We start from the raw sequence: 25,935 nt of genomic DNA, 5'->3' as shown, positions 1-25,935 counted from the left end.
AATAGCTTCACGCTGTTCGGGCTTGGGCCTGCGGCGCACATAGTTCCGGGATGCGCGCGGTGCAAGTAGCTTATCTCGGGGGCGCAGCACATAGAACATTCACGAGTCACATAACGTGCAGCCGTAGACCAGGATTAGTCGGCAATCAAAGGCTATCGGCGCCCGAGTCGTTGCCCAAACGCACTAACTTCGCCGATACGCGTGCGGTGTCCATGCGCCCCACTTCGCTTCGTACGCTGCCTTGTTCTTCTCGAAGAGCGCCTGGCGCGCTCCCTGCTTCATCTTGTCGAAAGACGCGGAAAGATGATGGTGAACAAATACATCGTCGGCGCACGCAATGTGCCAGCCGGCGATCTCGACGCGCCGACAATAATCGTCGTCCTCAAAAAAGCCTATCCCGAACATTTCATCCAGCGGTCCGACCTTTTCGTAAACCGAGCGACGAAGCATGACGCAGAAAAATGCCGCGGTGCGAAGCGGAGTCAACTGCCCGGCATGGCGCGTCGTGAACTCGGCTGCCGCTGCGCGCATTTCGTCCATGGTGCTGTATCGAATGTCGATACGCGCCTCGTTGCCAATATTATTGGTCACAGGACCGACCATGCCCAGCGTGTCCGAGCGCTGCAGATGGCGTAGCAGCTTGGCAACCCAACCCGGCGTGACATACGTGTCGTTATTGAGCATGACCAGGTAATCACCGCTCGCCTGAGTCAATCCCTGGTTATTTGCCGCAGCAAATCCGCGATTGTCCGCGTTGAGAACGATTTGTCTGCCGTCGGCCTTTTCCACCCACTCTTGAAGATAGGCAGGCGTTCCGTCAACCGACGCGTTATCAACCACAATTACTTCGAGATTCCTGTAATCGCTGTAGCGCTCGATACTGTCGAGACAGGCCTTGGTCAGCTCAATATTGTTGTAGGTCACGACGATGACGCTTACCCGTGGCTGAGGTAATTCATCGATAGCGCTGACCAGGTCACGCACGCGGTGCGCCCACGTCTGGGCCGCGGCGAAGCTTCGACGATTCGCAACGGACGAAAGATCGGCAGATTGCCCAAGGGCGGCAGCTACCGCCTCAATAAAAGACGCATGGTCAGCTCCCGTGCGCACCAGGTCGCCAAATTGGCGAATTTCCGGCAGATCGACGCAGACCACCTCCTTGCCTGCGCTCAAATACTCGTAGACCTTTACCGGATTTGTCGCAAGCGTGAGCGGAATCACCTGAAAAGGAAGCAGGCAAACATCGAACCCCTCAAGGTAATACGGCAGGTCCGCATAGGGTACTTCGCCGGTGAACTCTACGTTGCCCAGCGGCTGCAGCCGCCGGTGGGCTCCGCTGGTATCGGCACCAACGAGAAGCAAAAGACAGTCACTGAATTTCCGCGCGACCTTTTCCATCAGATCCAGATCAAACCATTCGGCAATGGCGCCGTAGTAGCCGATCACTTTACGACCCTGTCTGTCCTTGAAAATCTTTGCGGGCGGATTGGCGAAGTGCTGATACTGGCAAGCGTTGCGGATGATGGTACGTCGCGGATTGTATTTTCCCGCCTCGTCGTACAACCAGTCGGACGTCACAACCAACAGATCAGCGTCGCGCATCAATTCATGTTCGCGCGCGAGGACCTCTTCGGAGTTGTCGGCAAAGCCGCCATGATGATCCATGCAGTCATAGACCAGTCGCTGGTTGGGCAAAATCTGAGCCGTCTCCATCCAGTACGGATGCTGGATCAGCGAGGCGCAAGCCGCGCTTTTCGTCCATGCGAGAAGCAGGCAAACGCCGGCACTAAGTTGCGCCTGGGCCGACGCGCTCGGGGCCGCGTGATAAATGGTGGGGCTACCCTGCAGATGCAGGTGAATCTGAAAGAGACGACTGTCATCATCAAGCGCTTCGACGCTGAATCCAGGCTCAGGGCGATCGATAAAATTATTTGAAACGTAGAACACCCGGTGGCCCGCCACAGCCAATTCACGCGCCAATTGCTGCGGCCGCTGAATGCGAAAGTGCCAGTCGATGACAGCCCAGAAAAAAAAGTCGCGGCTCGCTTGTGCCCGGGGCGCGGGTAACACGTCCGTGGGAGGCGACCAGACGCGTGGCGAGCCGGTGACCTCCCGCTGATCCCCGGATGCAGCAGCGTTGCTGGCAGTTGGAAGCCGAAGCAGCCTGCGACGATCTTCGAGGCTCAGACCACGATTCTGGATCGTACGCTGGATAACCCGCAGAAGCCGGGTCCAGCGCCACGATCGACTGGACTTGATTAGCGCAAGTTCGGCACGCGCTTGTTCAAGAGTCTGATCGAGTAACTGGATTCGCGCTTCGCGCTTGACGATTTCGCCCCGGCTTTCAATTTGCTGCGCCAACAGAGATTCTTTCGATAGCCGCAGTTCCTTTTCCCGCTCCGCCAGCGTCCTCTGGCTATCGCCCCACTCGCGCTGAAGATCGGCTACTTGCGCTGCATGCAAAGTACGCTCATAGACCCACGCCGATGCCATGGCATCGGCAACCACGTCGGCCGAGGGAGCGATCTTGATATCGTAAATCTCGTTCCAAGGTATCGGCATGTACCCGATGACGTTCAGCGACTCGCGATCAAGCAACGCAACCACCGCAGAACCGAACTCACCGGCTTCGCCCGACTTGAGATTTCTTGAGCGACTGAGGCCGACATAGATGAGATGCGCGCCAACAGCCAGACCCCGCGTGTAACCGGGCAGCGTTACCTCCCGCAGACGTTGAAAATGCTCGTCGTAGCATTGCACCGAACAATCTTCCGAACTGCACAACCAGAGCCGGTCGCCTGCTACGACCAGCGAGTGCGGCTGCGACAGTCGGTCGATCAATACCTCGCCGGTTTTGACATCAACGACACGGCCAGATTTGCGTGTCTGGTGTTTGTAGCCCCTATGCGTGGTGAACGCTCCAAACAACGAGCAAACCAATCGGCCCTCGTACATCGCAATGCAGTTGACATGCGCACAATCCGGTTCGTCGCCAAACGACCAACTCTCCTCGACCTTGAAATCATCCCCCAGCTTTACGACCTGGTTTGTTTCTGTAAATACGGCATAGGTACCGCAATCGTGGACCAGTACGTCGTGCAGATCCAGCGGCGCTGTCCCCAGCTCGATCGCTCCGAACTGCCCTTGCCTGATGCGCCGAAAAATGGGAGCTCCCGCGGTCTGTACGCTCCACAGCAAGCCGTCGGCCATGATCGACAAGCCAGTGGCGTCCTCCTCGATCAGCGGTATCAGAAGATGGCGATGTGCGTACAGGATGCCGCCGCCGTTGGGCGCGGAAATGAACAGCGGGTCTTGGATATTCAGCGTAGTGCGCAAGATGCAGTTCCTGAAAGCTAGCCCTATCGATCGCGGGACACCACTTCAGCCACAGGGGCTATTGCCCGAATGACGTGCCTGCGGACGTTGTTTCAATATCGAATGTCACCTGCAGATTGGCAATGCCCTGCGCCGCGCCGGTGTCACCCAAGACGGACAACAGCATGACATCCGAGCGCCTGTCGATGGCAATCGTCTCCTGGCCCACATCATCGAATTGCGAGATGCCAAACATCATCATGTACTGCTTGGGGATGAGGTGCGCACCAAACTTCCAGCGCCCAACGACGACGCTGCCTTCTTCATACGTAAAAAGCTCGCCGCTTTCCAGGAAGGTATTGGTGCTGTAGACAAGCTCGCCTTCCAGCGTTCGCAGGCGCATGCCAAAGATCACTCGGCTCAGCCGCTGCAAAAAAACGTACTTGACCAGAATTTCGGCGTCCTGACCCGGCACGAGCATCGGCACACCGGACTGCCCCGCGACATGCAGATCAGCCACCAGCGCCTTGCCGTTGCCAATGCGTATCTCGTCGCGGTTGTAGCCCATGCGCTGCGAAAGCACGTCGCTGCCGCCGGAATCCAGCAGTGCGGTCGCCGCCTGATCCGCTGTCTCGGCCACTACCTGCACCGCCACCGCTACTTCGGTGGGTTCGCTGATATGCGAGCCGAAAATCAGCTTCAGGTAATCGGAGATCGCGCCACGCACGGGCCCGTCGTACATCTTGCTGCCGGACTGGATGACCACTCCACGGTCACACATGCGCTCCACTACATCGGTCGAGTGCGTCACCAGCAGCAGCGTGCTGCCGGACTCCTGCAGCTCCTGAATGCGCCGATGACACTTGCGCTGAAAATAGGCATCGCCCACGGCCAGCGCTTCGTCGACGACAAGCACGTCCGGTTCCACCGCCACCGCGACAGCAAACGCCAGCCGCACGAACATGCCGCTGGAATATGTTTTCACCGGCTGATTCACGAAATCGCCAATTTCCGCAAAGGCCAGGATCGAATCCAGCTTGGCATCCACCTTGGCCCGGCCCATGCCGAGCAGCCCGGCTTTGAGATAGACGTTTTCCAGCCCGGTAAATTCGGGATTGAAACCGGCGCCCAGCTCGAGCAAGCCGGCCACTCGAGCATTGACCTCGATCTTGCCGGTGGTCGGCGCGATCAGACCGCAAATGATCTGCAGCAGCGTCGACTTGCCCGAACCGTTTTTGCCGATGATGCCGATCGTCTCGCCCGGCCAGACCTCCAGATCGAATTCGCGCAGCGCCCAGAATTCCTTGGCGTAGCTTTTCCGTCCCATCATCTGCAGCAGCCGATGGTGCGGCTTGGCATAGCCGAGGTAGCGTTTGCCGATACCCGTCGCGCGAATCAATGGTTTTGATGCGGAATTCCGGCCGAATTCAGAGGACATCGATGAACCCCGCCCGGGTGCGCTGAAACCAGACATACGTCAGCCAACAAGCAACAAAAGCGCCCAGTGTGTACACCCCCAGGCTTGACCAATCAGGCATTTGCCCCCACAAGAGCACGTTGCGCGCCTGGACGATCAGCGTGGTCAACGGGTTAAGCCGCATCACCGCCTGGATCAGAGGCTTCATCTGCTCCAGCGGAAAAAATACCGGCGACGTGTACAGCAAGGCAATGACGATCAGCCCGGTCAACTGTCCCACATCGCGGGCATAAACGCCGAGCGAAGCCAACAGCCAACCTGCCGCCGTCGAGATCAGCAGGAGTGGAAACAGCACGACGGGAAACAGCAGAAAAGTCAGCGGGATATGGCCATTGAATATCAACGAAAAAATCGCCAACACCACCAGGCTTGCCAAGGCATGGTACATCGCGGTCAAACTGGAAACCCACGGGAGTATTTCCAGAGGGAAAATGACCTTGGTCACGTAATTCGCGTTGCTCGTGATCAGCTGACTGCCGCGTGAAATGCACTCGGAAAAAAACGTATAAATGATCAAACCTGCAAAAAGCGCGGTGGCGTATTGCCCTCTGCCGCCGCTGGTTCCGCCCCAGCGAGCTTGGAAGATCTCGGTGAAAAACAGGGTATAGATCCCCAGCATGAAGAGCGGGCTCACGTACGACCACGCGAGGCCTAGCAGTGACCCCTTGTAGCGACCGATCACGTCCTTGCGCGCAAGCTGAAATATCAGCTCGCGATTGACCCAGAAGCTGCGAGCCATTGAAATGGGCGATGAAGAGTGATTAAACATCAAGGAAGCCTGCAATGTGTTTCAAAGTACTTAAAACAGCTCTACAGTGGTATTGCAGTAGCAAATGATCGTGGCTATGTGTCCAGTTCCGCCTGGTTTTTTGATTTTCCATTGAATGATTTGCCATTGAGTATCGTTGCAGAGCTTCCCGTTGCGTTTCACCATGGTCTACGGATCACCGCGTGAATGGAAGCGAGTGATCTTGGCCACCGCTTCCAGCGCTGGGTTCAATATGTGTGCAGTACAGCGTGTCCGGTCGGTGCGAACGATCCACCGTGGATTTGCGTGCGCGGCACTTTGCGTACGGTCGATGCAGTCATGCCATAGAACCGTGCTGGGTCGGCATCATTGAGTGAGTGACTCCGTCCTGCAGTTCAGCGCTTGTACTTGGCGCGGTGCGTACTAACAGGTGGGGCGTCAACGCCTGTCCAGTCCCGACTAGTTCTTTGATTTGCCATTGAATAGCTCCGGCCTCTCGGTCTGCCAGGTCCGTATCGCTTGAAGCGGTGTCTTGTGGCCGAGTGCGCGTTGCGGAAGATGGTCGTTGTAAAGCTTCTCATAGCGTTCCAACGTGGTCTGTAGATCATCGCGTGAACGAAAGCGGGTGGTGGCCAGCACTTCGGTGATGCGACCATTGAAACGCTCAACCATGCCGTTGGTCTGCGGGTGACGCGGTTTGATCAAGCGATGCTCGATGCCCAGTTTGACGCACTCACGATCAAACGCGTGCTCGCCGGAGGGCATCTTGGTCTTTCTGGTGAAACGGTCGGTGAACTGACTGCCGTTATCGGTGAGCAGCTTGACGATCTTCATCGGCGCGGCGGCCTGGAGGCGACGCAGAAAGTCCGTGCTGCTGATCTCGCTCTGATCGGCATAGATGCGTAAGAAAACCCAGCGCGTGGCGCGATCGATGGCAACGAACAGATAGCGCCGCGCCGTTTCATCGGCCATCTGCGGCAGGTATTTGATGTCCATATGAAGGAAGCCGGGTGCATAGTCCTTGAAGGATTTAGCCGGTGCCGGCGCGTCCTTGTCTTCCACAGGGCGCCGGTTCAAACCGTGGCGAGTCAAACATCGGGCCAGTCCCGATCGAGACACCTTGGCGTTCAAGAACTCGCGCACGACCACCAACAAGTCATCCAGCGGTAGCCACAGCGTGCGGCGGATTTCCATGGCCACCGCTTCCTGCGCCGGGTTCAATGTGCAGTGCAGTGTGTCCGGCCGGTGCGAGCGGTCCTGCGTCGACTCGCGTTCGCGCCACTTGCGCACGGTCGGTGCGGTCACGCCGTACTTCCGTGCCAGGGCTGCATCACTGAGCGAGTGATCCTCGGCCCGCAGCTCAGCGCGTGTACGTGGCGTGGTGCGGGCCAAAGGATGGAGCGTCAGGGCCATCGTTCGGTTCTCAGTTCGGTGATCAGTTGCCTCATCGCATCACGGGCAGCGGCAAAACGCCAGAGACGCAGCTCGATAGGATCACACGGGACGTGACATCCTACAAAGCCGAACTGATCCACCGCCGGGCACCATGGAAAACCAAGGAGGCCGTGGAGCTCGCCACGCTGGAATGGGTGGCCTGGTTCAACCACCACCGACTACTCGAACCCATCGGCTATATCCCGCCAGCCGAGGCCGAGGCAAACTACTACCGGCAACTCGCCAGTCAGGCCACCGCAGTGGAGGCCTGACTTAAACCCAACAGCCTCCACGAAACCCGGGGCGATTCAGAGAGCCTAAATCGTTAGCCGCGCATACCTCTCATGCATCACACGCGGCAGCAGTTTTCGATTCTAGTTGAAGCGGTATTACAATGGCCTCCACGGCAGGGACCCACTGCGCTGCTGGTGATTTATTGACGCTTCAGCTCAGTAGCAGAAGAAAACTTAGGAACTATATGTCGACTAGCGATCATACTCAATCACAGCTCATGCAACGCCGCGCTTGTATTTTTCTATTTCATGATGAACAGGGCATCGTCGACGACTACGTATTCTATTTGCTAACGAATATCGCTCCATATGTTGAACGCATCCTTTTCTACTCCAATGGACCGCTTGACGGGGCTTCTGCAGAGGCACTTCAAAGCGTAACGCATGACGTGAAAGTCTTGCCTAGCGACGGCCTCGATGTGCTTTCGTATAAGGACGGGCTTGATCGCATCGCATTAGACGGGGTGCAGATTTATGATGAGGTGTTGATGGTAAATCACACCTGCTATGGCCCTATATACCCATTCGTTGAATTGTTCGATGCAATGGCGAAGCGCGACTGCGATTTCTGGGGCATCACGGCACACATGGAAACTGGGCCGAATCCGCTGACCGGAGCAAGTCGCCTGCCTTACCACATCCATACCAATTTCACGGCAGTGCGCTCCAAAATGCTCAGCTCGCCGGCATTCCGGGAATATTGGGATTCCCTTTCAAACTTGTCAGGGCGTGAAGAAGCTATCAAAAAGCATGAAACAGGCTTCACGGAATATTTCACAACTCTCGGCTTCAAGGCAGACACTTACCTCGATTGCCGCAAGTACAGTACGCATTATCCAGCTCTCCTCGACATTGATGAGATGCTGATCGACCGCAATCCGTTATTAGAGCGACGCGCATTTTTCCACGACCCGCTCTCCCTTGAGTACTACGCGGCAGATCTTCCGCGCGCGTTGCAGGTAATGGCTAAGACATCCGCGTACGATCCCGCATTGATTTGGCGCAATATCGTTCGCACAGCTGAACTACGCACCCTAAACACCAACGCAGCGCTGACCAGCATCCTGCCTGACGTACGCATCAAGCAAACTCCGCTGCCTAATTACGGTCGATTGGCCGTCTGCGCACATGTCTACTACACGGATATGGTCGAGGAATTACTGTCCCTCACAGACAACATCCCGTGCAGCTACGACTTCATCGCAACAACGGACTTACAAGCTAAGAAGGAGATCATTGAAAGGACGGTCACGGGCCGGAAAAACGTCGTCAATGTGATTGTTCGCGTGGTGGAACAGAACCGCGGTCGCGATATGTCCTCACTGTTCATCACCTGCCGTGACCTTTTTCTTGAGGATCGTTACGACTTGGTGTGCCGCCTGCACACCAAGAAGTCGCCTCAGGTAGCGGCCGGTGTTGCCAATATGTTCAAGCGGCACATGTTTGAAAATCTCCTGAATAGTCCTGGCTACACTGCCAATGTTCTGGACATGCTTCACGACCAGCCATGGATTGGGGTAGCCGTACCGCCGCTCGTGCACATCGCTTTTCCGACGATGGGCCACGTGTGGTTTAACAATCGCGGTGCGGCCGAACAACTCAAGAAAGCGCTTGATCTCAAGGTCAACTTCGACCCGGACACGCCAGTGGGTGCCTTCGGAACAATGTTCTGGTTTCGCCCGAAGGCGATTCGCAAGCTATTCGCCCATCCCTGGCAGTGGTCGGACTTCAACGCCGAACCTCGCCATATCGATGGAGGCCTAGCCCATGTGCTCGAGCGCATGATCTGCTACGTGGCGCAAGATGCAGGCTACACCACTCAGCAAATCTTGAGCGCTCATCTTGCGGGTCGGAACTTCGCAATGCTGGAATACAAGTTGCAGAAGTTTTCAGCGGCGCTTCCGAATGCGGACTTCACAGGTCAGTTTTACTTCCTGGACCACTGGCGCCGCCTTGGATACCCTACAAGCGCATTGCCATTGACAACGGGAGATGCCTTAAACAACCTGTTGGAGTCGGCGCGGCGCTCGACGGCCCATCGTTTTCCAGGGCTTTATAAAGCCCTGCGTCCTGTATATCGCGCTCTTTTTTCGCACAAACCTGACAAACACACTCAATGAATGTCAGCAAGCCACACGCTCGAGTTGCGGCGCAGAGCCATGTCATCTTTTTCAACACGTAGAGAATACTTGTGTCGTAGTCTTCGCTCGCGTGTTTCGAGCTATACGCGCCACAAGTCTCAAAGTGACCGTGAGCCTTCGTAGGTCCTAAACCTTTTCACGAACGCTCCAGAATCACCTGCACGATGAAGCATAAATATAAAACCGACCGATAAATTTTGGGAGTATCAACAGTGGCTAGAAACTGCCTTGTAACCGGGGGCGCTGGCTTTATCGGCTGCGCGATTTCGTCGCTGATCAAGGATCAGTTCGACCGCGTGGTCGCTCTGGACAACATGCACCCGCAAGTACATCCGGCCAGCCAACGTCCAGATAGACTGGATGCGGCAGTCGAACTGGTGGTGGGCGACGTCACCGACGCAGCCACATGGGACACTTTGCTTGCTGGCTTCAGGCCCGATGTCATCATTCACCTTGCCGCTGAGACAGGGACAGGACAGTCCCTCACCGAAGGAACGCGCCATGCCACGGTGAATGTCGTAGGCACCACGCGAATGCTCGACGCGCTGGTTTCACACGAATGCATCCCCAAGCGCGTAGTGCTCACGTCAAGCCGTGCAGTCTACGGCGAAGGCGCCTGGGTCGATGATCAGGGCCATATCACCTATCCCGGCCAGCGCGCGCGCGCGCAACTCGAAGCTGGCATCTGGGATTTCCCAGGGCTCAAGTGCTTACCATTTGAAAGTACACGCACGGAGCCCAGACCAACGAGCATCTACGGTGCAACCAAACTAACGCAGGAGTTGATTCTAAATGCCTGGGCACTTTCCTTCGGCGTAGAAGTAGCGCTGCTGCGATTGCAGAATGTATACGGCCCAGGCCAGTCACTGACCAACCCTTACACCGGTATCGTGTCGCTGTTCTCGCGAATGGCAAAAGCCGGCAAAAGCATCCCGATCTACGAGGATGGCGAGATCGTACGTGACTTCGTTTTCATCGACGACGTAGCACGAGCCGTCGCGCAGTTAGCCACCGGCTTGGTGCCTTCGAACGTGGCCTATGACATCGGCTCCGGCGAAGCCACAACGATCGCTCGCCTTGCACTCATCATCTCTAAGATATACGGCGCGCCAGAGCCCAAGGTCAATGGCGCCTTTCGCAACGGCGACGTACGCGCTGCGTCAGCCGACATCACACGCGCTCGAACAGAGCTTAGCTGGCACCCCGAGTGGAATATTCAATCGGGCGTGGAAGCTTTGTGCCAGTGGATCGATCAACAGGAACTGCCACCGCTCTGACGTGGCATCGGGGCCGAAGACGCTAAGTTCAGCGTATAGGGGCTTGGTCACATACAAGCCCTTGCAATGCCCCATTCTTTAAGCACCATTCTCGACGGCTCGGTCAGATGAAGATATATAAATAATTAGTTCATTTGAGTTGCCATTATTGAATACTAACAGCTGCCGGTAAATGTGCGGCGCGATTTACCCAGATTTATTTCAGATAAAAATATCAGAGGGATATGACTGTTGAAATCCGAACCCAATGAAACAGGAACTCGCGAACCGGCATCGTCGTTGAAGCCAGATTGGACCGAGTTGTCGGTTATTACTAATATCCAGGCGTTGCGTGGGATTGCTTCGATAGTCGTACTTATCGGTCACGCCTGTCTTTTGCAGCCTGGAATTGGCTTGGATCGTTTCTCTTCGGTCTTTGGAGTCACCGCTTCGACAGGCGTCGATCTTTTCTTCGTGATATCGGGTTTCATCATCACCACAGTTGCCATGAAAGGTGGCAAAAATTCGGCCCTGAACAATGTAGTGACGGCGTGGAATTTCGGAATCAAGCGGTTGACACGTATCTATCCGGTGTATTGGATAGTGTTTGCCTTGACTTGTTTAATGGCACCTGTGGTGCAATATTCACCCGACTTCGTCGTTCGCATGCCCATATTGCAGCAAGCGCTGCTATTGACACACGTCAATAGTCACATCATGGCAGCATGGTCATTGTGCTTTGAAATTTACTTCTACTCGATCGTCGTGGCCGCAATGTTGGTTTCACCAAGATTTGTTGGCCGCGTACTAACCGGTTGGGCGCTCGGCATTATCGCGATCATTACGTTCGACTACTACGTCGGGCACCACGGGTGGATTGGACTTGTTCCTATGTCTCCGCTCGTATTGGAGTTCATCTTCGGGATGATGGTGGCATATCTAATAGATAAGCGTATTACTAGCTTTGCTGTGACCGCCGGCGTCATTGGCGTTGTCGCCCTGATGGCTGGAATGGAGATCATGCGCCTTAGGGGTTGGTACTCACTAAATCCATGGTGGCGAACCTTTTACGCGGGAATTCCGAGCACCTTTATCATTTATTCCGCAGTAGCCATCGAGTATCGAAGAATCTGGACGTTTTCACGTTTTTGGGTGCACCTTGGAGATGCATCGTATTCGATTTACATCTGGCATCAGTTCATTTTTTATTCGTTATTGAAATTTTTTGTTTTGGCGGGACTTATCGGCCGCGTACCCGGGTTAATACTTATAGCGGGCTGGATGGTCCCTGGATTCTTCATTGGAACCGCTAGCTATAAGTACATCGAAATTCCCTTGCAAAAGAAACTTAACGAGTGGATGCTGATCAGGCGCCCTCGAGTTAGCTAATTATGAAGTTTCTTCGATAAACTGATCCAGTCAGAATTATCGAAGATACTCCAGAAAGTGGAGCCGCTGAATCAGACAACCCCCGACTGTTTCGTCGGACTAAGCGTGTACGAATTGGTGTAATGACACAGCACTTCCTGCACAGATCAGGCCGCTACAGGAAGTGCTGGGTCATTACACGGATGCTTGATAACTCGACTTTCTCCTTCAATATCGAACACGAATTCTATTAGGGATCATCCAGAAATTGTTCGATCACACCATGCTGCTTTTACGCGCACGCGAAGCACTTAGCGTCGAATACGTCTCGATAGCGAGTGAGTTTCTAGAAACACGGATTTCACAACAAGCGATAATCCATCCGAAAGATAACGGATGGACGAATGTGCCAGCCGCCTAACTTTCCAGACGGCGGCAATTAGCCTGCGAATAGCACGACAACGAAACGCCAACTCAGCCAAGGATCCGCATCCATGTTATTTCGAAAGAGCAAGGAGGCGATTTGCTTCCATGGCTAGCAATTGGTCGCCCTCCGGTAACAACCGCATTCCGAATTTAAACGTCGCACCCCATTTATTGCACCACAATGTCTCGCTCCGTATCGCATATATTGGAAGCATTCGCAGGGTCCACGATAACGATGTGATAAGACCCAGCGGCTACACCGGTCAATGATGCATTCACTTGATAGCCGGAGTTAACCATACCGTCGCTCGATGTGGCCTTGGCGACATCGGGGCGCTCGACGTTCATCGAGAGCGGGACAGAATACGACTGAGAGCCCTTCAAGACCAAAAGAAAGCCATTGGCTGCCTGACCTTTGCCGTTACCCGCCCAACCGACAAACAGCGCGCTAGCTCCTGTGTGCAACTGTGCTGGGCTTCCGCCAAACTGACCGCTGATGTTGTCGAGCGCGCACTGATTTTTAATCATGGTCGCCGGGATAGTACCCGTGTATGCCGCAAATGTCGCGTTCGCGGGACCCGCTGCAGTGGATTGCGTGCTGGTTACAGCGGGGCCCTCGCTTGGCTGCGCGCCCTCGTTACTGGATGGCGAACAGGCTGTAATGGACAAAGCAAACACGGAGGCGATAACTGCAATAGCTATGCTCCGCGCGTGATTCTGAAATGCTTTCATAGAAGTCTCCGTTGGTAACTAAATCAGGGCTAGTGCGCCTGCAAATCAAGTAACTTCGAGTAGCACGATGTGTTGTGTTACGACCGTTCTTCATCAAAACGCGACAAAAACCTGTTGAAGGACTCCTTATAGAACCAGGTTCGAGTTGTACTCAAAATCATGGGCCAACTCCGAGCACGATGTTCAAGTATGAATTCACGTAGCACGCAAAGCACTGCTTCTTGAGTTGTGGATACGCTGGCTGTCGGGAGTGTGATTGATTGACCAAACACTTATAAGACTTGCTCATGGCTGACCGTAATGTCCAATAGTCATGCCGAAATTTCGCGAACTTCCCCATGCATCGGAGTTCTTCAATGTATAAAGAACATCGCAATATTCAACAGGCATATGGGCGAAATCGACTACGGCGTGAGCTAGTTCGCCTGCGCGGGCACGGTACTGCAGACGATCACTCACCGCGTTGTAACTGTCGGCGAAGTCCAGCATGCCGCGCATGAGCTCTCGAACAACTTCGCGAAGTTCCAGGTGATCGGCACCCCTCCCAGCATCCTCGATAGCACGAACCTTCCCGTCGCGCTCAAGTTCATACCCGATGGTCGCTTCATGCGGAGCGCAAAACATCATCTCCACACCGACCCTTCGCTCATGGAGCTTCGCCATGGGCCCTGTACCTATTGAGCTACTATCAAGTAGTGCCTTCATGGGCATTTCAGCGCGACGTCGATGACACTCCGCGGAATCGGCCAGCCCGAGGTAGTAACCCACCAGTTCCACATCGAGTAAGTCGACCAGCGCATTGCGCATGGTTTCCTGCGTAGTACCGTTCCATCCGACATCGACCATCGCTATGCGCATGCCCGCCCGTATTCCAAGCGAATGCAGAAGGTTGAACAGTCCGCGACGATTGCGGGCGGCGATCCGAATGATTTCCGCCCGGTACGCCGACAAAAATTCACGCATGCGTCCTAGGTTCTCCGCATGAATGATGACTGTATCGCCAAGGCCCATGTCCTCCATTACGTTTCGGTCGGGAGCCGCAACACCGATACGCTCAAGAACTTCGTCGGGGCTTAGACCGTGGCACCCCGAAACAAGAAAGTCTATGTGCCGATCGAAGTTATGTTCGTTGATCGTCGATAGCGCAAACGACACCCGTGAACCCGGGAAATAGGCATGTCGCGGCAACCCAGGGGCGTGCCCTCGTTGCACAAGCTGATCAAGCACGTAACCATCGCGCGCCACGAAAAGCACCACATCAACCGCATCAATAATGGCCTGATCACGCACCCATTCAAGCAAGCCGAGTGCTGCAGGTCCACCAAAACGGTAACCAAGGCCATAGAACGTATTTATCTCATCGCGCCGGTCATGCAGCTTGGGCATCGCCGCCGCAATCGACGCTCCTAACGATGGGGAAACCGTGTACACCGCCGCTGCCGAATTGACATAATGGAAAGCCTGGAGGCCATGCTCTCGCGCGCGCAAAACATCCCCATGAGGGTTATCACCAATGTGTAGCACTTCGTTTGGCGCTACGCCAAGTTCTGCCACCACGCGATCGAACAACTCGCCATGGTCGCGCTTGGTCGCGCCTCGGTCAGAGGAAATGTACATAGGCACTCGGGGCAAGACGTACTTGTCAAATAGCGCCTCGAAGAATGATTGCGGCATGTACATATCGGAAACGACAACCACGCGTTTGCGACCAACAACGTCCTTGAACACCTCGATAAGTTCGGCGTTTGGCACCGTAAGCGCCAACTCAAGTTCAATTTCTGCCTGGTGCAGCGATGAAGGGGTCACTCCGGCGGGCAATTCCCTCATGCATGCGTAAATGTCATCAAGCGTAATCTCTCCCCGCCCGGCGAGGTGCATTTGACGAAAGGCCTCTATCTGCGCCTCGCAACGGATTCGACGAAAGTCAGCGATACCGAAGCGCTCGCCCAACATGTCGAAAGCGTCTTCGGGATCAGACAGCGGGCGGACAAAGAGCGTATCGAAGACATCGAACGAGATCACTTCAGCTGCATCAATGCAATGCAGAAGTTCAGATTGATTCATGTAAAGCCCGTCATTGGACATGGATGCATTGAGCGACTTTATTGCGGCAGGCCGAAGCACCCATCATTAGGCGCCAAATTCGGACTATGAAATGGATCGTATTGATAGAACCACGGGTGCTTCTGGAACAAAACGGGGGTCGCCAGCTTGAACTCGACCCGTTGCTCAAAAGCAGCCTTTTCTGATCCAAGTCCATATGGCCCATGATTGAGAAGCTTTACTACAGGACTGACCAAGTTGTAGTAGCCCGCCTCAACAAGACGGAAACAGAGATCGATATCTTGGCAACTGGCGGAGAAGTCATCATCAAAACCACCTAAACGCTCAAACTTCGAACGCTCAATTACCAGGCACGCGCCGCTTACTGCCAACCAGTTGTACTCGAGCACTGCGCGAGCGAAATATCCATGGCCCTGGGCGGAAAGACCAGCGAATCCATAGGCAGGCCCCTCAAAAAGGTTGACGATACCTGCATGCTGCACGAGCATTCCATCGGAATAGAGGAGCTTGGCGCCAACGGCGCCCACATGAGGCAGCTGCGCGTAAGCACCCATACGTTCCAGCCAGTCGTTGCCAAGCACCTCAACGCTGTCACTGAGAAAGATCAGCAGATCGCCATTCGTCGCCTGCGCGCCAAAGTTGTTGATAGCCGCGATGTTGAACGGCTGGTCATACGACATGATCTTGATTCGTGCATTCCCGCGCAGGCTTTCAAGATACTGCATAGTCGCGGAATCGGTCGATCCGTGATCGACTACCACAATTTCAAAGTTGCGATAACTTGTCTTTACATTGATGGAGTCAATGCACTGTTTCAATAACCGATGGTTGTTTTTGCTGGAAATAATGATGGAGAAATAGGGTTTGCCTTGAAGCTGATAAACTGCCCGGAAATAACCAGGGATTTCTTCAACCGGCTCCATCACCCCTTTCATGCCACGTCGCATCAGAGCATCTTCACGTGCTGCTTTGCTAGCCTCAATCACATGGGGCTTGGCATCAAGACCAGATGCCACTGATGCGGGAATGATCCTCCAGTGGTAGAGCACCTTGGGAATATGGGCAATCCGGTCAGTCCTCTCCACCACGCGGAGGATGAAATCCCAGTCCTGACATCCGTCGTATTCCGCGCGCAACCCACCAAGCTCGTTTACCAGTCTACGGCGCACGCACGAGATGTGGCATGTATACATAGTGCTCATCATGGTATCGGGCGACCAACCTGGTTTGAAGAAGGGCTGGACGAAGTGGCCACCCTCGTCAATCTTGTCCTCATCGCTGTATATGAAGTCAGCATTCTCGCGTTCGGCGCAGCGCGCCAGCTCGAAAAGGCAGTCCGGAGTTAACTCGTCGTCGTGATCTGTAAACACGATAAAGTCACCGCTGGCCCTTGCAATACCCTCATTGGTCGCCAAAGCGATGCGTTTATTTTCGGCAAGATGGACGACCATGATCCGAGGATCGTTCAATCGATCAAGATCATTCCTGACGTGTGCCAGCGAACTATTATCGTTGACCAATATCAACTCCCAATGGGGATACCACTGGGAAAGTACCGACTGAACCAATTTATTCAACAGACCGGAAGGCGTGTTGTAGACAGGCACTACGATGGAGAACCTCGGTGCATGCGGCATAGCCGATAGCTCATGTTCAAAATTCGCTGGTTTGCGAGGCTGGATATAGGTATAGCGCTGAGCACCGTGGCTCAACTGGTAATACCCATGTACTGTGTCGACAGCGCCATCGCTTGCCGGAGTGAATGAAATTGAGCAGCGGCTAACTGGAACTGAATACGCGGCATCGGACGCATCTGTTTCTGATTGCCAACCATCCGGTGCCACATGCACAGTTTCTGCTTTCCGCCATGCGTGCATAGCTTTGCGCTCTCGCAAAAACCGCAGGCGTCCCGGCATCCGCCACGGTGTGACGAACCACCACGCGGACTTAAGCACTCGGCGCAAGTGCGCTCTCACTCCAAGCGGAATGCGAGAAGTTACACGGCGCAAGCGAAGCATTACGTGCCACCACGTACTCGCGTAAATAGCTTGAAGCTCCCGGGCCTGGGTCGCCTGAATCGCCATCAATCGCTCAACTTCTCGCCGGCTGGATTCCATTGCCATGCGCAGCTGCTCTGCCAACTTATCCATTCGAATACGAAAGTGCTCACGCTCAGCTTCTGAAGCCTGTTTGTAAGCTGACAGCTCCGAATCCTTGAATGCTTCAAACTGGGAACGCTCCCGCGCTTGCGCTTCGACCTGACGGCGATGCTCTTCGGCCAGCAATTCGAACTGCCGGCGCTCCTCCGCTTGCGCCTCGGCCTGACGGCGATGCTCTTCGGCCAGCAATTCGAACTGCCGGCGCTCCTCCGCTTGCGCCTCGGCCTGACGGCGATGCTCTTTGGCCAGCAATTCGAACTGCCGGCGCTCCTCCGCTTGCGCTTCGGCCTGACGGCGATGCTCTTCGGCCAGCAATTCGACCTCGCGTCGACGCTCTTCGATGAGAGCTTCCGCCTGCCCTCTCAGTGCTTCTTCACGCCCCACGGCACGCGCGGACTCTAAATCAGCGCGCGCGCTCTGGGCCGAAATTTCGGCAGATAATGCCCCGGCGTCGAGACACTCCATATCTACGCGAACGATCGCCACACGCCGTTCCACAATGTTGTGCGGTAATTCGATGCAAATCTGCGGATCATCCCCGGTATATGCCACTAAGCGACCAGCACTAGCCAAGCTCGGCGCCAAGCTGATTCCCACCAGCTCAACATCATCATCGTTACCTGCATCCGACCAGTCCCACACTACTCGCCCCATGCTATCCAGCAAGAGAAGTGAATGGAGCACATAGGCACCCCGCCGATCAAGCGGGTCAAAGCGAAGACGTGCGGGGAGGTCGGCATTTGTAGGCAGAGGCAGGTCCAACTGACTTCGCCCCCAGGGAACGGCTCTCACCAAGCAGCGGTCCTCCGAGAATTTCGGCTCGTCATTTGTTGCGTAATAGAGCGCCGCATTCGGAACCCAACCCGCGGATACAGCACGTAACTCCGCATAACCGCGATCCTTAAATCCTGTTGCAGACCCTATGTAGGATAACGTTGGAAACTGTGCCACCACATGAGCCGATATCTTGGTCAAGTGCGACCATTTGGCAGGCGATGGGTCATGCACAATGGAAGCGCATGCCTCAACAAGCTCCGTCACCATGGGCGGAACGTTATCTAACGAAGCACTCTCGCGATGAGTACGCATACCTGCGTCGAGAAAAGCCAAAATGGTCTCGCATCGCTCGGCTGGCGAAATGGGCCACACGAGCCCCAGTGCGTTGCCAATCTTCGACACCACTGGAACAGGTTCAGATAAAAGGTGCTCGTAATCAACCATAACTCTTGGAATGGAACACGCCGATAATACCGACTCCGCTAAGTCCTGGGCCCACAGTAATACGCCATGCGGAATGCCAAGTGGATATGCAAGACGATAGTCGGGAAAACGGGACAGGGATTCGGCCACCTCTATCGGAGAGCGGATCATGAATACGGATACGACCCTAATCCCCATTTCTTGGAGAACTTCGATCCACAAAGGAGCGAGGCGGCATAGGCGAGGATCTTTGATTCCCCAAAGTGGTACGCCATCGAAATCACGTTTTACGATCGCGCGGATTTCGTCTCGCGCCGCATCTGCCGCAACAGTAGCCTGCCATCTGTCCGGAAGAGGGCTGAGGTCGTACCAGTATAGTCCGAGCGCCTCCAGCAACTGATCGTTAATTCGAACAGCGTCCCCGTGCTCCCAAAAACCCTTTGCGTTCATTTTTGCGGGACTGAGTAAGTTCGATCCCAGATCCATGCCTACGAGATTGAGGCATCGGGTCAGCGCTGACGTACCACTTCGGTGTACCCCCAGCACCAACACACACGTCGATTTAGTCGGTGAAAAATCCGAATTCATAATTCGCTTGTCATTTGAGTACGGGTGGTTGCAGATACATCCACATTTTCCACCATGTCAACAAAACCGGTTGAAAGGCGACTAACAGACGGCATCACACGGAACATGAAAGCATCAACACGCCGATCCAGATAACTCTCCTCCTCGCCCAAACGTCCCAGCACTCCCGCATTCATGAAATAAGTGCCACCAGCAAGTGCACATGTAAATTCAAAGCGGATTGTCAGTTGAGTGCCCATGTCAATCCATTCAACCGACTGATGGGCAAGCGCACTTACTGCCCCGGCAATCTCCACACCAGTCAAAGTTTTGATCATCATCCCGAAGCGCGCGCCGGCAACGCCCTGATCAAACTTTACGCTGTATGTATAAACGTATTTCTTCCCAGCATTAATTACGTTGACCCGACGGCCGTCGGGTAATTCAAGATGAGGATCATCTATCGTCACACCTAGCCTTGGATACATCACTTCGCTTTGCGAACGCAGGCCCTCGTCGAAGTAGGCTTCGATCGAGGATTCTTTATTTAAATGAGATGCAGCATCCTGATGTGACGAACCTTCCGCCAAAAACGCCTGAGCAACCAATTTTCCGTTGGCGCGCTCATGCTTCATCTGATCGCGTAACTCAGCGAGCCGCTCCTGCGGCGCATACAACATTCTTTGATAGCGAGAAATCACCGCCTTTGGCAACCCATCAGCTAGCAAGTCTCCGTGATCGATCAGGATGGCGCGGTCGCACAACTCGACTACTGTCGACGCAGCATGCGACACAAACAACACGGTACAGCCGTCCTCGCGCAAACGCTCGATACGCGCGAAACATTTTCGTTGGAATGCCTCATCTCCGACAGAGAGCGCTTCGTCGACGACCAGCAGATCCGGTTCCACATGGATAGCGACGGCGAAGGCAAGCCGCACATACATGCCGCTGGAATACGTTTTCACCGGCCGATCGATGAAGTCACCTATCTCTGCAAACGCCAGAATGTTATCAAGCTTGTCCTCAATCTCAGCGCGAGTAAGGCCTAGCACTGTACCGTTAAGATATACGTTCTCCCGGCCCGTGAATTCCGGATTGAAGCCGGCACCCAACTCAAGCAAGGCCGCCACCCTCCCTCTTACGTGCACCTCGCCCTCTGTGGGCGCGAGCGTGCCGCAAATGATTTGCAGCAAAGTCGACTTGCCAGAGCCGTTGCGCCCGACGATACCCACTGTCTCACCGCGCCGGACGACGAGGTTTATATCAGACAAAGCGGTGAATTCACGGTGCCAGCGACGATTGCTACCAAACAGCATCTGCATTAGCCGGTAATGCGGCTTGTCATAAACCGGAAATATTTTGGTCAGCCCATTGACCTCGACAATGGCATCAGAGGACATCGGCAAAGCCTCTCTGCGTCGCCATGAACCATGCGTGACCAATCCATGCGACCAGCAATCCCCCGACACAGGCAAGTATTAGCGCACCCCAGTTAGGAGCCTGGCCAACCAAAACAACGGCGCGAGCCTGGTCAATAAAGAACGTGAGCGGATTTAAGTAAAAAATGGTCTGCAAATTAGGGTTCAAAGTGCTGACCGGAATAATCGCCGAGGATAGGAAGAGAAGAGCGGTCGCCACGACAGGCATGACCTGGTTGATGTCACGGAAATAGACTCCAAACGCGGCCAGAAACCAGGATACCCCTAACGTCAGCAGCACAAGCGGCAGCAGTACAAAGGGGAGGAAGAGAATGGTGGCATGCAGATGTCCTTCGACGACCAGCATGAGGATTGCCAACACACAGACATTCACACAAGTATGAAACAACGCAGAGAGCACCATAGGCCATGGCAAGATGTCGAGCGGAAAAATTACGCGTTTAACGAAATTTGGATTAGAAACAATTAGTGTGGATGCGCGTGTTAGACACTCGGCAAAGAACCCGTGAATGATCAGGCCCGCAAAGAGAATAACGGCATAAGGATGGTCTCCGCCTACGTCGTGCGGCCAACGGCTTTTCATTAGCTCACCGAATGCAAATGCATATACGCCTAGCATTAGGAACGGACTAATCACGGACCATGCCAAGCCAAAGCTCGCTCCGCGGTAGCGCCCAAGTACGTCTCGCTTGCTCAGCTCCCAGACCAGCGACCGATTTCGGGTCAGTGACGCAAAGGGTGCTTCCCAGCGTCGACGTCGCAAAAGCTTAGTCGCGTCGTTGTTACCCTGTCTTCGCTGCGAACTCACTTCAATACCTCATGCAGCTCCGCTTGCAGGTCTCGGACATCCTCCACTCCGACAGAAAGTCGAATAAGGCCAGCGCTTATGCCCAGCCGTTTACGTGCAGAAGGGGGGACTGATGCGTGCGTCATAATTGCCGGGTGCTCGATAAGGCTTTCGACACCGCCGAGCGATTCAGCCAGTGCGAATAGCTTGCAACGCTCAAGCATCCGCGTTGCCTTTTTCAAGCCACCCTTTATTTCAGCAGAAATGACGCCGCCGAAACCGTCCATCTGACGTTTGGCGAGGGCATGCTGCGGATGACTCTTTAAACCTGGATAGATCACGCGCTCAATCGCAGGATGTTTCTCCAACCAACTTGCGAGCTCTAAGGCGCTGGCGCAATGCGCCTGCATGCGCAGGTGCAGGGTCTTCAATCCACGCATCGCAAGAAACGAATCAAACGGACCTGCTACTGCACCTACAGAGTTCTGCAGAAAACCCATCTGACCGGCAAGCTTTCCATCACGAGCAACCACCATGCCACCGACCATATCCGAATGACCGTTGAGATATTTGGTAGCCGAGTGCACTACCAGATCCGCGCCGAACTCGATCGGTCGCTGTAACATCGGCGAACAGAAGGTGTTGTCAACCACTAAGGTGAGTTCGTGTTTTTTGGCGAACGCAGCAACCTTGGCCAGATCGACCAGCTTCAGCATCGGGTTGGTCGGGGTTTCAGCCCAGATCATCCGTGTGTTGGGCTTCAGCGCCGCCTCCAACGCCGCCGCATCGTTCAGATCGATGAAACTGAAGTCCAGCCCGGCGGAGCGGCGGCGCACCTTTTCAAACAAACGGTAAGTACCGCCGTAGAGGTCGTCCATCGCAATGACGTGGCTTCCGGAGTCGAGCAAGTCCAGTACAGTGGCGGCGGCTGCCAGCCCCGAAGCAAAGGCGAAACCCGCCACGCCGCCTTCCAGGTCGGCCACGCAGCGCTCGTACGCCATACGCGTGGGATTTTGTGTGCGCGAATACTCGTAGCCCTTGTGCTTGCCCGGACTTTCCTGCACATAGGTCGAAGTAGCATAGATAGGCGTCATGATGGCGCCAGTGCTGGGATCTGGGTGCTGGCCTGCGTGGATCGCACGGGTGCCCAAACCGAGTTTATCGGCGGTTTTTCTTGGTGTCATGAGTTATCAGCCGTGTTGCGCCACCGCGGCAAACGTCCGCAGGCAGCTACCGTAAAGGGTTGCATATATTACCTGCTTTCAGGGTAACGCCGGCCACGCAGCACGCTGCCATACCGTCCAGGTTCACTGCGGAACGGGAAATTTCTCAAACGGTTGTAAGCCCGTAAGCAGCCACGGGGCGCCGCTCCCATACAAACCAGCTGAATCGCGAACAAACTCGCCCGTCGCATCAGCTTTGGCGCGCTTAAGGGGGGGGCACTGCTCTCACGTCCACCTTCATCGCCTGACGCCTGTACACGGAGAGACAAGGACGCTCGACCCGATGCCACGACGCCGCGGCCAGTGCAACCGTTACCGGCACGGAAATGAGGAACGCTAGATAGTTGTTTAACGAGGGAGTTATGCTCGCAACGATCTGCTGGACAACAAACCCGTACAGATAAATGCCGTACGAATAATCATGTCTTGGCGCGAACCTTCGGAGAAACCCGGCTGATGCCACCCACAGCAGCCCATAAGCGAAGGCGGGATAAAGCAGAATTGTACTGAACACCGAAAACCGGAGAAGTACGTAGGCCAGAGCCAGTAGAACAGCAGGGATCCAGCTCAGTCGTACATTTTCCCTGTACGCGTACAACAGCATGCCGAGCAGGAAAAATGGCACTGGGTAAAATGAATACGCCAGTGGGAGCACAAAAAAATTGCCGGTGGGCACAAAGGCTGGCGGATGATTGGCGAACATCGCGAAGATCGCTGCCGCCGCGCCGACCCATATCAGTGTCCCGCGCTTTGAGCCGATCACGCCCGCCAGTCCCGCGAGCAGAACGATGACATAACAGTTCAATTCAACGGGTAACGTCCAGACGGTTGCATTGGCAAAACCCTTGAGAACGTTGGACTCGAACAGTCCCGGCAATACGCCCCCCACGTGTCCGATCAGCGACGTGTTGTGCAGCAGCCAAGGCAGCGTTTGCGGGCTGGAGAAATAGGCAGAAACTGTCATGTCCGAAAAGAGCGGACCGATGAGCAGGCCGATGAACAACGCGCAAACAATCGCTCCGGGCCAGATTCGCAAAGCGCGCAGGCAGATGAAACGTACCGCTGATGGCTGTTTGAAAAAGCTCGCAGAAACGAGCATGCCGCTGATGAGGAAGAAGCCATAAACCGCCAGGCTTCCAAACGATTCCCGATGGGTGAATACCAACATCGACTCCATCTTGCTGCCAGCCTGCAGCCCGTACGAATGTCCGAGCATCACGGCCAACGCCGCGACGAGACGAATAAGGTCGAAATTGTTGTTACCGCGCTCAAGCGTTTCGGAGAGCGTTTTCATGTCACCTTTCCCCGAATTCGGAGCAGCAAAGAGGAAAAACGCGCAGCAGCCCATGACCCTGGTTCAGCGACGGCGTTAAACGAGTAAGGGTAGCCGCAGGCATCGCTAGGCGCCGCATACCGCTCGAGGCCTCGCGGACAGGTCGGGAAGACGATCGGGCACGACAATGTGCAGACCGTCGATCGTCCCGTACCATAATCTCGAGCCGGGAACGCAGATAAACTGTTTCCACAGCGGCTGGTCCTCGACGACATAAAACGTTTCAGGCTCGGCCAGGCCACGCTTCAGCAGACCGATGCGCGCGGCACGGGCTTTGGCCATCTGATCCTGATCTTCACGCGCAAGATAGGCGATGTTTATCGTCATGCCGTTGATCGCCGCAAAATCAGCCACGCTGTGATAACTGGGTACAAAGGCCACCCATTCGACGGGAATGGCGACGGGTTGCAGGTAACCGACATGTTTGTAGCGCGAGGCAAGGTCAACCCAGACCGTAGACGTCATCGCCGAATGCCATCGATGATCAGCGGCGAGTTTGCTACGCATATCCATCACTGGTTTCGACAGATCGGCGAACTGGACAAGCAAACAAAACGCCAGCAGATAGCGCACGTAACGCACGGGGATGCTTCGCAGCAAAACATAGAGAGCCACAAATAGCAGGAGATACCAGGTCGGCCACATCATGCGTGCGGAGGCGCGAAATATGTCGTAAACATGGTCAAGCCACGTTGCCAGCGGGTAGGAAAAAAGAAGCCGCTGAGCAAAATAAATCTTGTTGCCTAACGCGTAGAAAAGCAGCAAACCACACGCGACCCAGACAGCTATCCACCGCGATAAAGGCTGTTTTTCGACACCCTCCCGATCGATTTTCCCTGCGGCGCGCGCCACGCAAATGGCCAATGCGAAGATCAGCATGAGAATAAAGCCGAGCCCGAAATAACCAAATCCGTCATAGGCGAGCAAATCCATGTCCGACGCGGGAAGGAACCTCGACCATTCACCCCATACCCGAATGCCTGTCCATAGCGGAAAAAATAAGTCCAGATGCGAGCGAATGCTCGCGGTTATCGTGGAACTGTGCACGAGGTAACCGGCCGCCCACATCAGTGCCAACACCATGAGGGTGGTAACAAGGCCGTGAAAAAAAGTTTTGGCGATAGGGTATTCGCGTCGCCATAGACGCTGAACCATATCGGCTAGCCACAATACCGAAAGCATCGCAAAGAGATAGGCGTGCACAAGAACGGCTGCACATAGAAGAACGCACCATGGATTCGCGCGGAACCGGCTGTCAAAAAGCAGATAGAAGGCAGCGAGCAAAACCCATTGCGCCGAGAGTGCCGGATGCAAATAGACGCGCATCAGGAAGATGGAAGCGCCAAGAAAAAAAGCGGTGCCCAAAAGTTTTACTACGGGGTCACTGCTGAGCCTGCCCATCAACTTTCCAGCAAACCACCCCTGCAGGAAAAAACACGAAAGCGCCCACAGACCGAAGTATTGAAAATCATCGGGTAGCAGAGGCGACAGGAGCTTGAGTGGAATCGCGACCAGCGGAATGCTGTCGGACAAGACGATTGTTCCGGGAGCGTCACTGCCATTGGCGGGATTGTTGCCAATCGGCCACTGCCACCAGGTCGAATGGCGAAAGAATTGCCATCCTTGGTAGTGGGACGGCGTATCAAGGCCCGACATGATCCAACCCAGGTGGCCAGGCGCGAAGGTGTAAGCACCTCCCCAAATCCAGAAGGCCACAAGCCCCATCAGCAAGCTTAGCCAGGGTGTCCAGTCATAGCCCGTTTTCGGAAAATTCATCGTCCGTCCACTACGTCCCTGCACCTCAGTTGTAGAAACACATGCGCTGAAACGGCGGGGCACGCTATCGCACGCTGTAAACGCTTTTGGCCTCAGCCACTATACTGGCAGACGGCCCGCGCCGATGGCCACGCGAGAGACTTTTATCGATGCGGATTCTTACTTACTGCGATGTCGAGGACGGCGATATTGGC

At 54.9% G+C, this 25,935-nt stretch carries 15 protein-coding genes and 1 pseudogene; 4 read left to right on the top strand and 12 right to left on the bottom strand.

Annotated features, from left to right (window positions below; translation table 11 throughout):
* Window positions 1-183: 183 nt before the first annotated feature.
* From ACDK93_RS04290 to ACDK93_RS04275, 4 genes are all read right to left on the bottom strand, one after another.
* Window positions 184-3,336, bottom strand: a complete 3,153-nt coding sequence (locus tag ACDK93_RS04290; protein WP_458071355.1) for a glycosyltransferase — start codon at window positions 3,334-3,336, stop codon at window positions 184-186.
* Between the two features lie 58 nt (window positions 3,337-3,394).
* Entirely contained in the window at window positions 3,395-4,753 is a 1,359-nt protein-coding gene (locus tag ACDK93_RS04285; RefSeq protein ID WP_458071354.1) for an ABC transporter ATP-binding protein, read from the bottom strand.
* Entirely contained in the window at window positions 4,743-5,561 is an 819-nt protein-coding gene (locus tag ACDK93_RS04280; protein WP_458071353.1) for an ABC transporter permease, read from the bottom strand. Before ACDK93_RS04280 ends, ACDK93_RS04285 begins: the two co-directional genes overlap by 11 nt.
* Window positions 5,562-5,999: 438 nt before the next feature.
* Window positions 6,000-6,953: an IS481 family transposase gene (locus ACDK93_RS04275; RefSeq protein ID WP_458071352.1), complete on the bottom strand. Its 954-nt coding sequence runs from the start codon at window positions 6,951-6,953 to the stop codon at window positions 6,000-6,002.
* Between the two features lie 101 nt (window positions 6,954-7,054).
* Between ACDK93_RS04275 and ACDK93_RS04270 the strand changes: the two are divergent.
* The 4 genes and pseudogenes from ACDK93_RS04270 to ACDK93_RS04255 form a co-directional block, all read left to right on the top strand.
* Window positions 7,055-7,246, top strand: a pseudogene (locus tag ACDK93_RS04270) (IS3 family transposase); the annotation flags it as partial.
* Window positions 7,247-7,452: 206 nt separating this feature from the next.
* A complete protein-coding gene (locus ACDK93_RS04265) occupies window positions 7,453-9,387 on the top strand; it encodes a rhamnan synthesis F family protein (RefSeq protein ID WP_458071351.1) in 1,935 nt (644 codons plus the stop codon).
* Between the two features lie 233 nt (window positions 9,388-9,620).
* A complete protein-coding gene (locus ACDK93_RS04260) occupies window positions 9,621-10,685 on the top strand; it encodes an NAD-dependent epimerase/dehydratase family protein (protein ID WP_458071350.1) in 1,065 nt (354 codons plus the stop codon).
* 231 nt (window positions 10,686-10,916) lie between these two features.
* Window positions 10,917-12,053, top strand: a complete 1,137-nt coding sequence (locus tag ACDK93_RS04255; RefSeq protein ID WP_458071349.1) for an acyltransferase family protein — start codon at window positions 10,917-10,919, stop codon at window positions 12,051-12,053.
* 573 nt (window positions 12,054-12,626) lie between these two features.
* Here the strand turns inward: ACDK93_RS04255 and ACDK93_RS04250 are convergent.
* From ACDK93_RS04250 to ACDK93_RS04215, 8 genes are all read right to left on the bottom strand, one after another.
* Window positions 12,627-13,190 (bottom strand): hypothetical protein, encoded by a 564-nt coding sequence (locus ACDK93_RS04250; RefSeq protein WP_458071348.1) that lies wholly within the window; start codon window positions 13,188-13,190, stop codon window positions 12,627-12,629.
* A gap of 285 nt (window positions 13,191-13,475) precedes the next feature.
* Window positions 13,476-15,254, bottom strand: a complete 1,779-nt coding sequence (locus ACDK93_RS04245) for an HAD family hydrolase (protein WP_458071347.1) — start codon at window positions 15,252-15,254, stop codon at window positions 13,476-13,478.
* A gap of 38 nt (window positions 15,255-15,292) precedes the next feature.
* Entirely contained in the window at window positions 15,293-19,201 is a 3,909-nt protein-coding gene (locus tag ACDK93_RS04240; RefSeq protein ID WP_458071346.1) for a glycosyltransferase, read from the bottom strand.
* Window positions 19,198-20,583 carry an ABC transporter ATP-binding protein gene (locus ACDK93_RS04235; protein ID WP_458071345.1) on the bottom strand — a complete coding sequence of 462 codons (1,386 nt, stop codon included), beginning with the start codon at window positions 20,581-20,583 and terminating at the stop codon, window positions 19,198-19,200. The genes ACDK93_RS04240 and ACDK93_RS04235 overlap by 4 nt, the downstream gene beginning before the upstream one ends.
* Entirely contained in the window at window positions 20,573-21,385 is an 813-nt protein-coding gene (locus ACDK93_RS04230) for an ABC transporter permease (protein ID WP_458072336.1), read from the bottom strand. Before ACDK93_RS04230 ends, ACDK93_RS04235 begins: the two co-directional genes overlap by 11 nt.
* 41 nt (window positions 21,386-21,426) lie before the next feature.
* Entirely contained in the window at window positions 21,427-22,593 is a 1,167-nt protein-coding gene (locus ACDK93_RS04225) for a trans-sulfuration enzyme family protein (RefSeq protein ID WP_458071344.1), read from the bottom strand.
* A gap of 244 nt (window positions 22,594-22,837) precedes the next feature.
* Window positions 22,838-23,926 (bottom strand): acyltransferase family protein, encoded by a 1,089-nt coding sequence (locus ACDK93_RS04220; RefSeq protein ID WP_458071343.1) that lies wholly within the window; start codon window positions 23,924-23,926, stop codon window positions 22,838-22,840.
* A gap of 105 nt (window positions 23,927-24,031) precedes the next feature.
* Window positions 24,032-25,741, bottom strand: a complete 1,710-nt coding sequence (locus ACDK93_RS04215; RefSeq protein ID WP_458071342.1) for a DUF6311 domain-containing protein — start codon at window positions 25,739-25,741, stop codon at window positions 24,032-24,034.
* Window positions 25,742-25,935 lie beyond the last annotated feature (194 nt).

Source organism: Rhodanobacter sp. BL-MT-08 (assembly GCF_054161255.1).
Note: the sequence above shows the minus strand (reverse complement) of the source record. Positions and strands in the feature narration are given on the sequence as shown.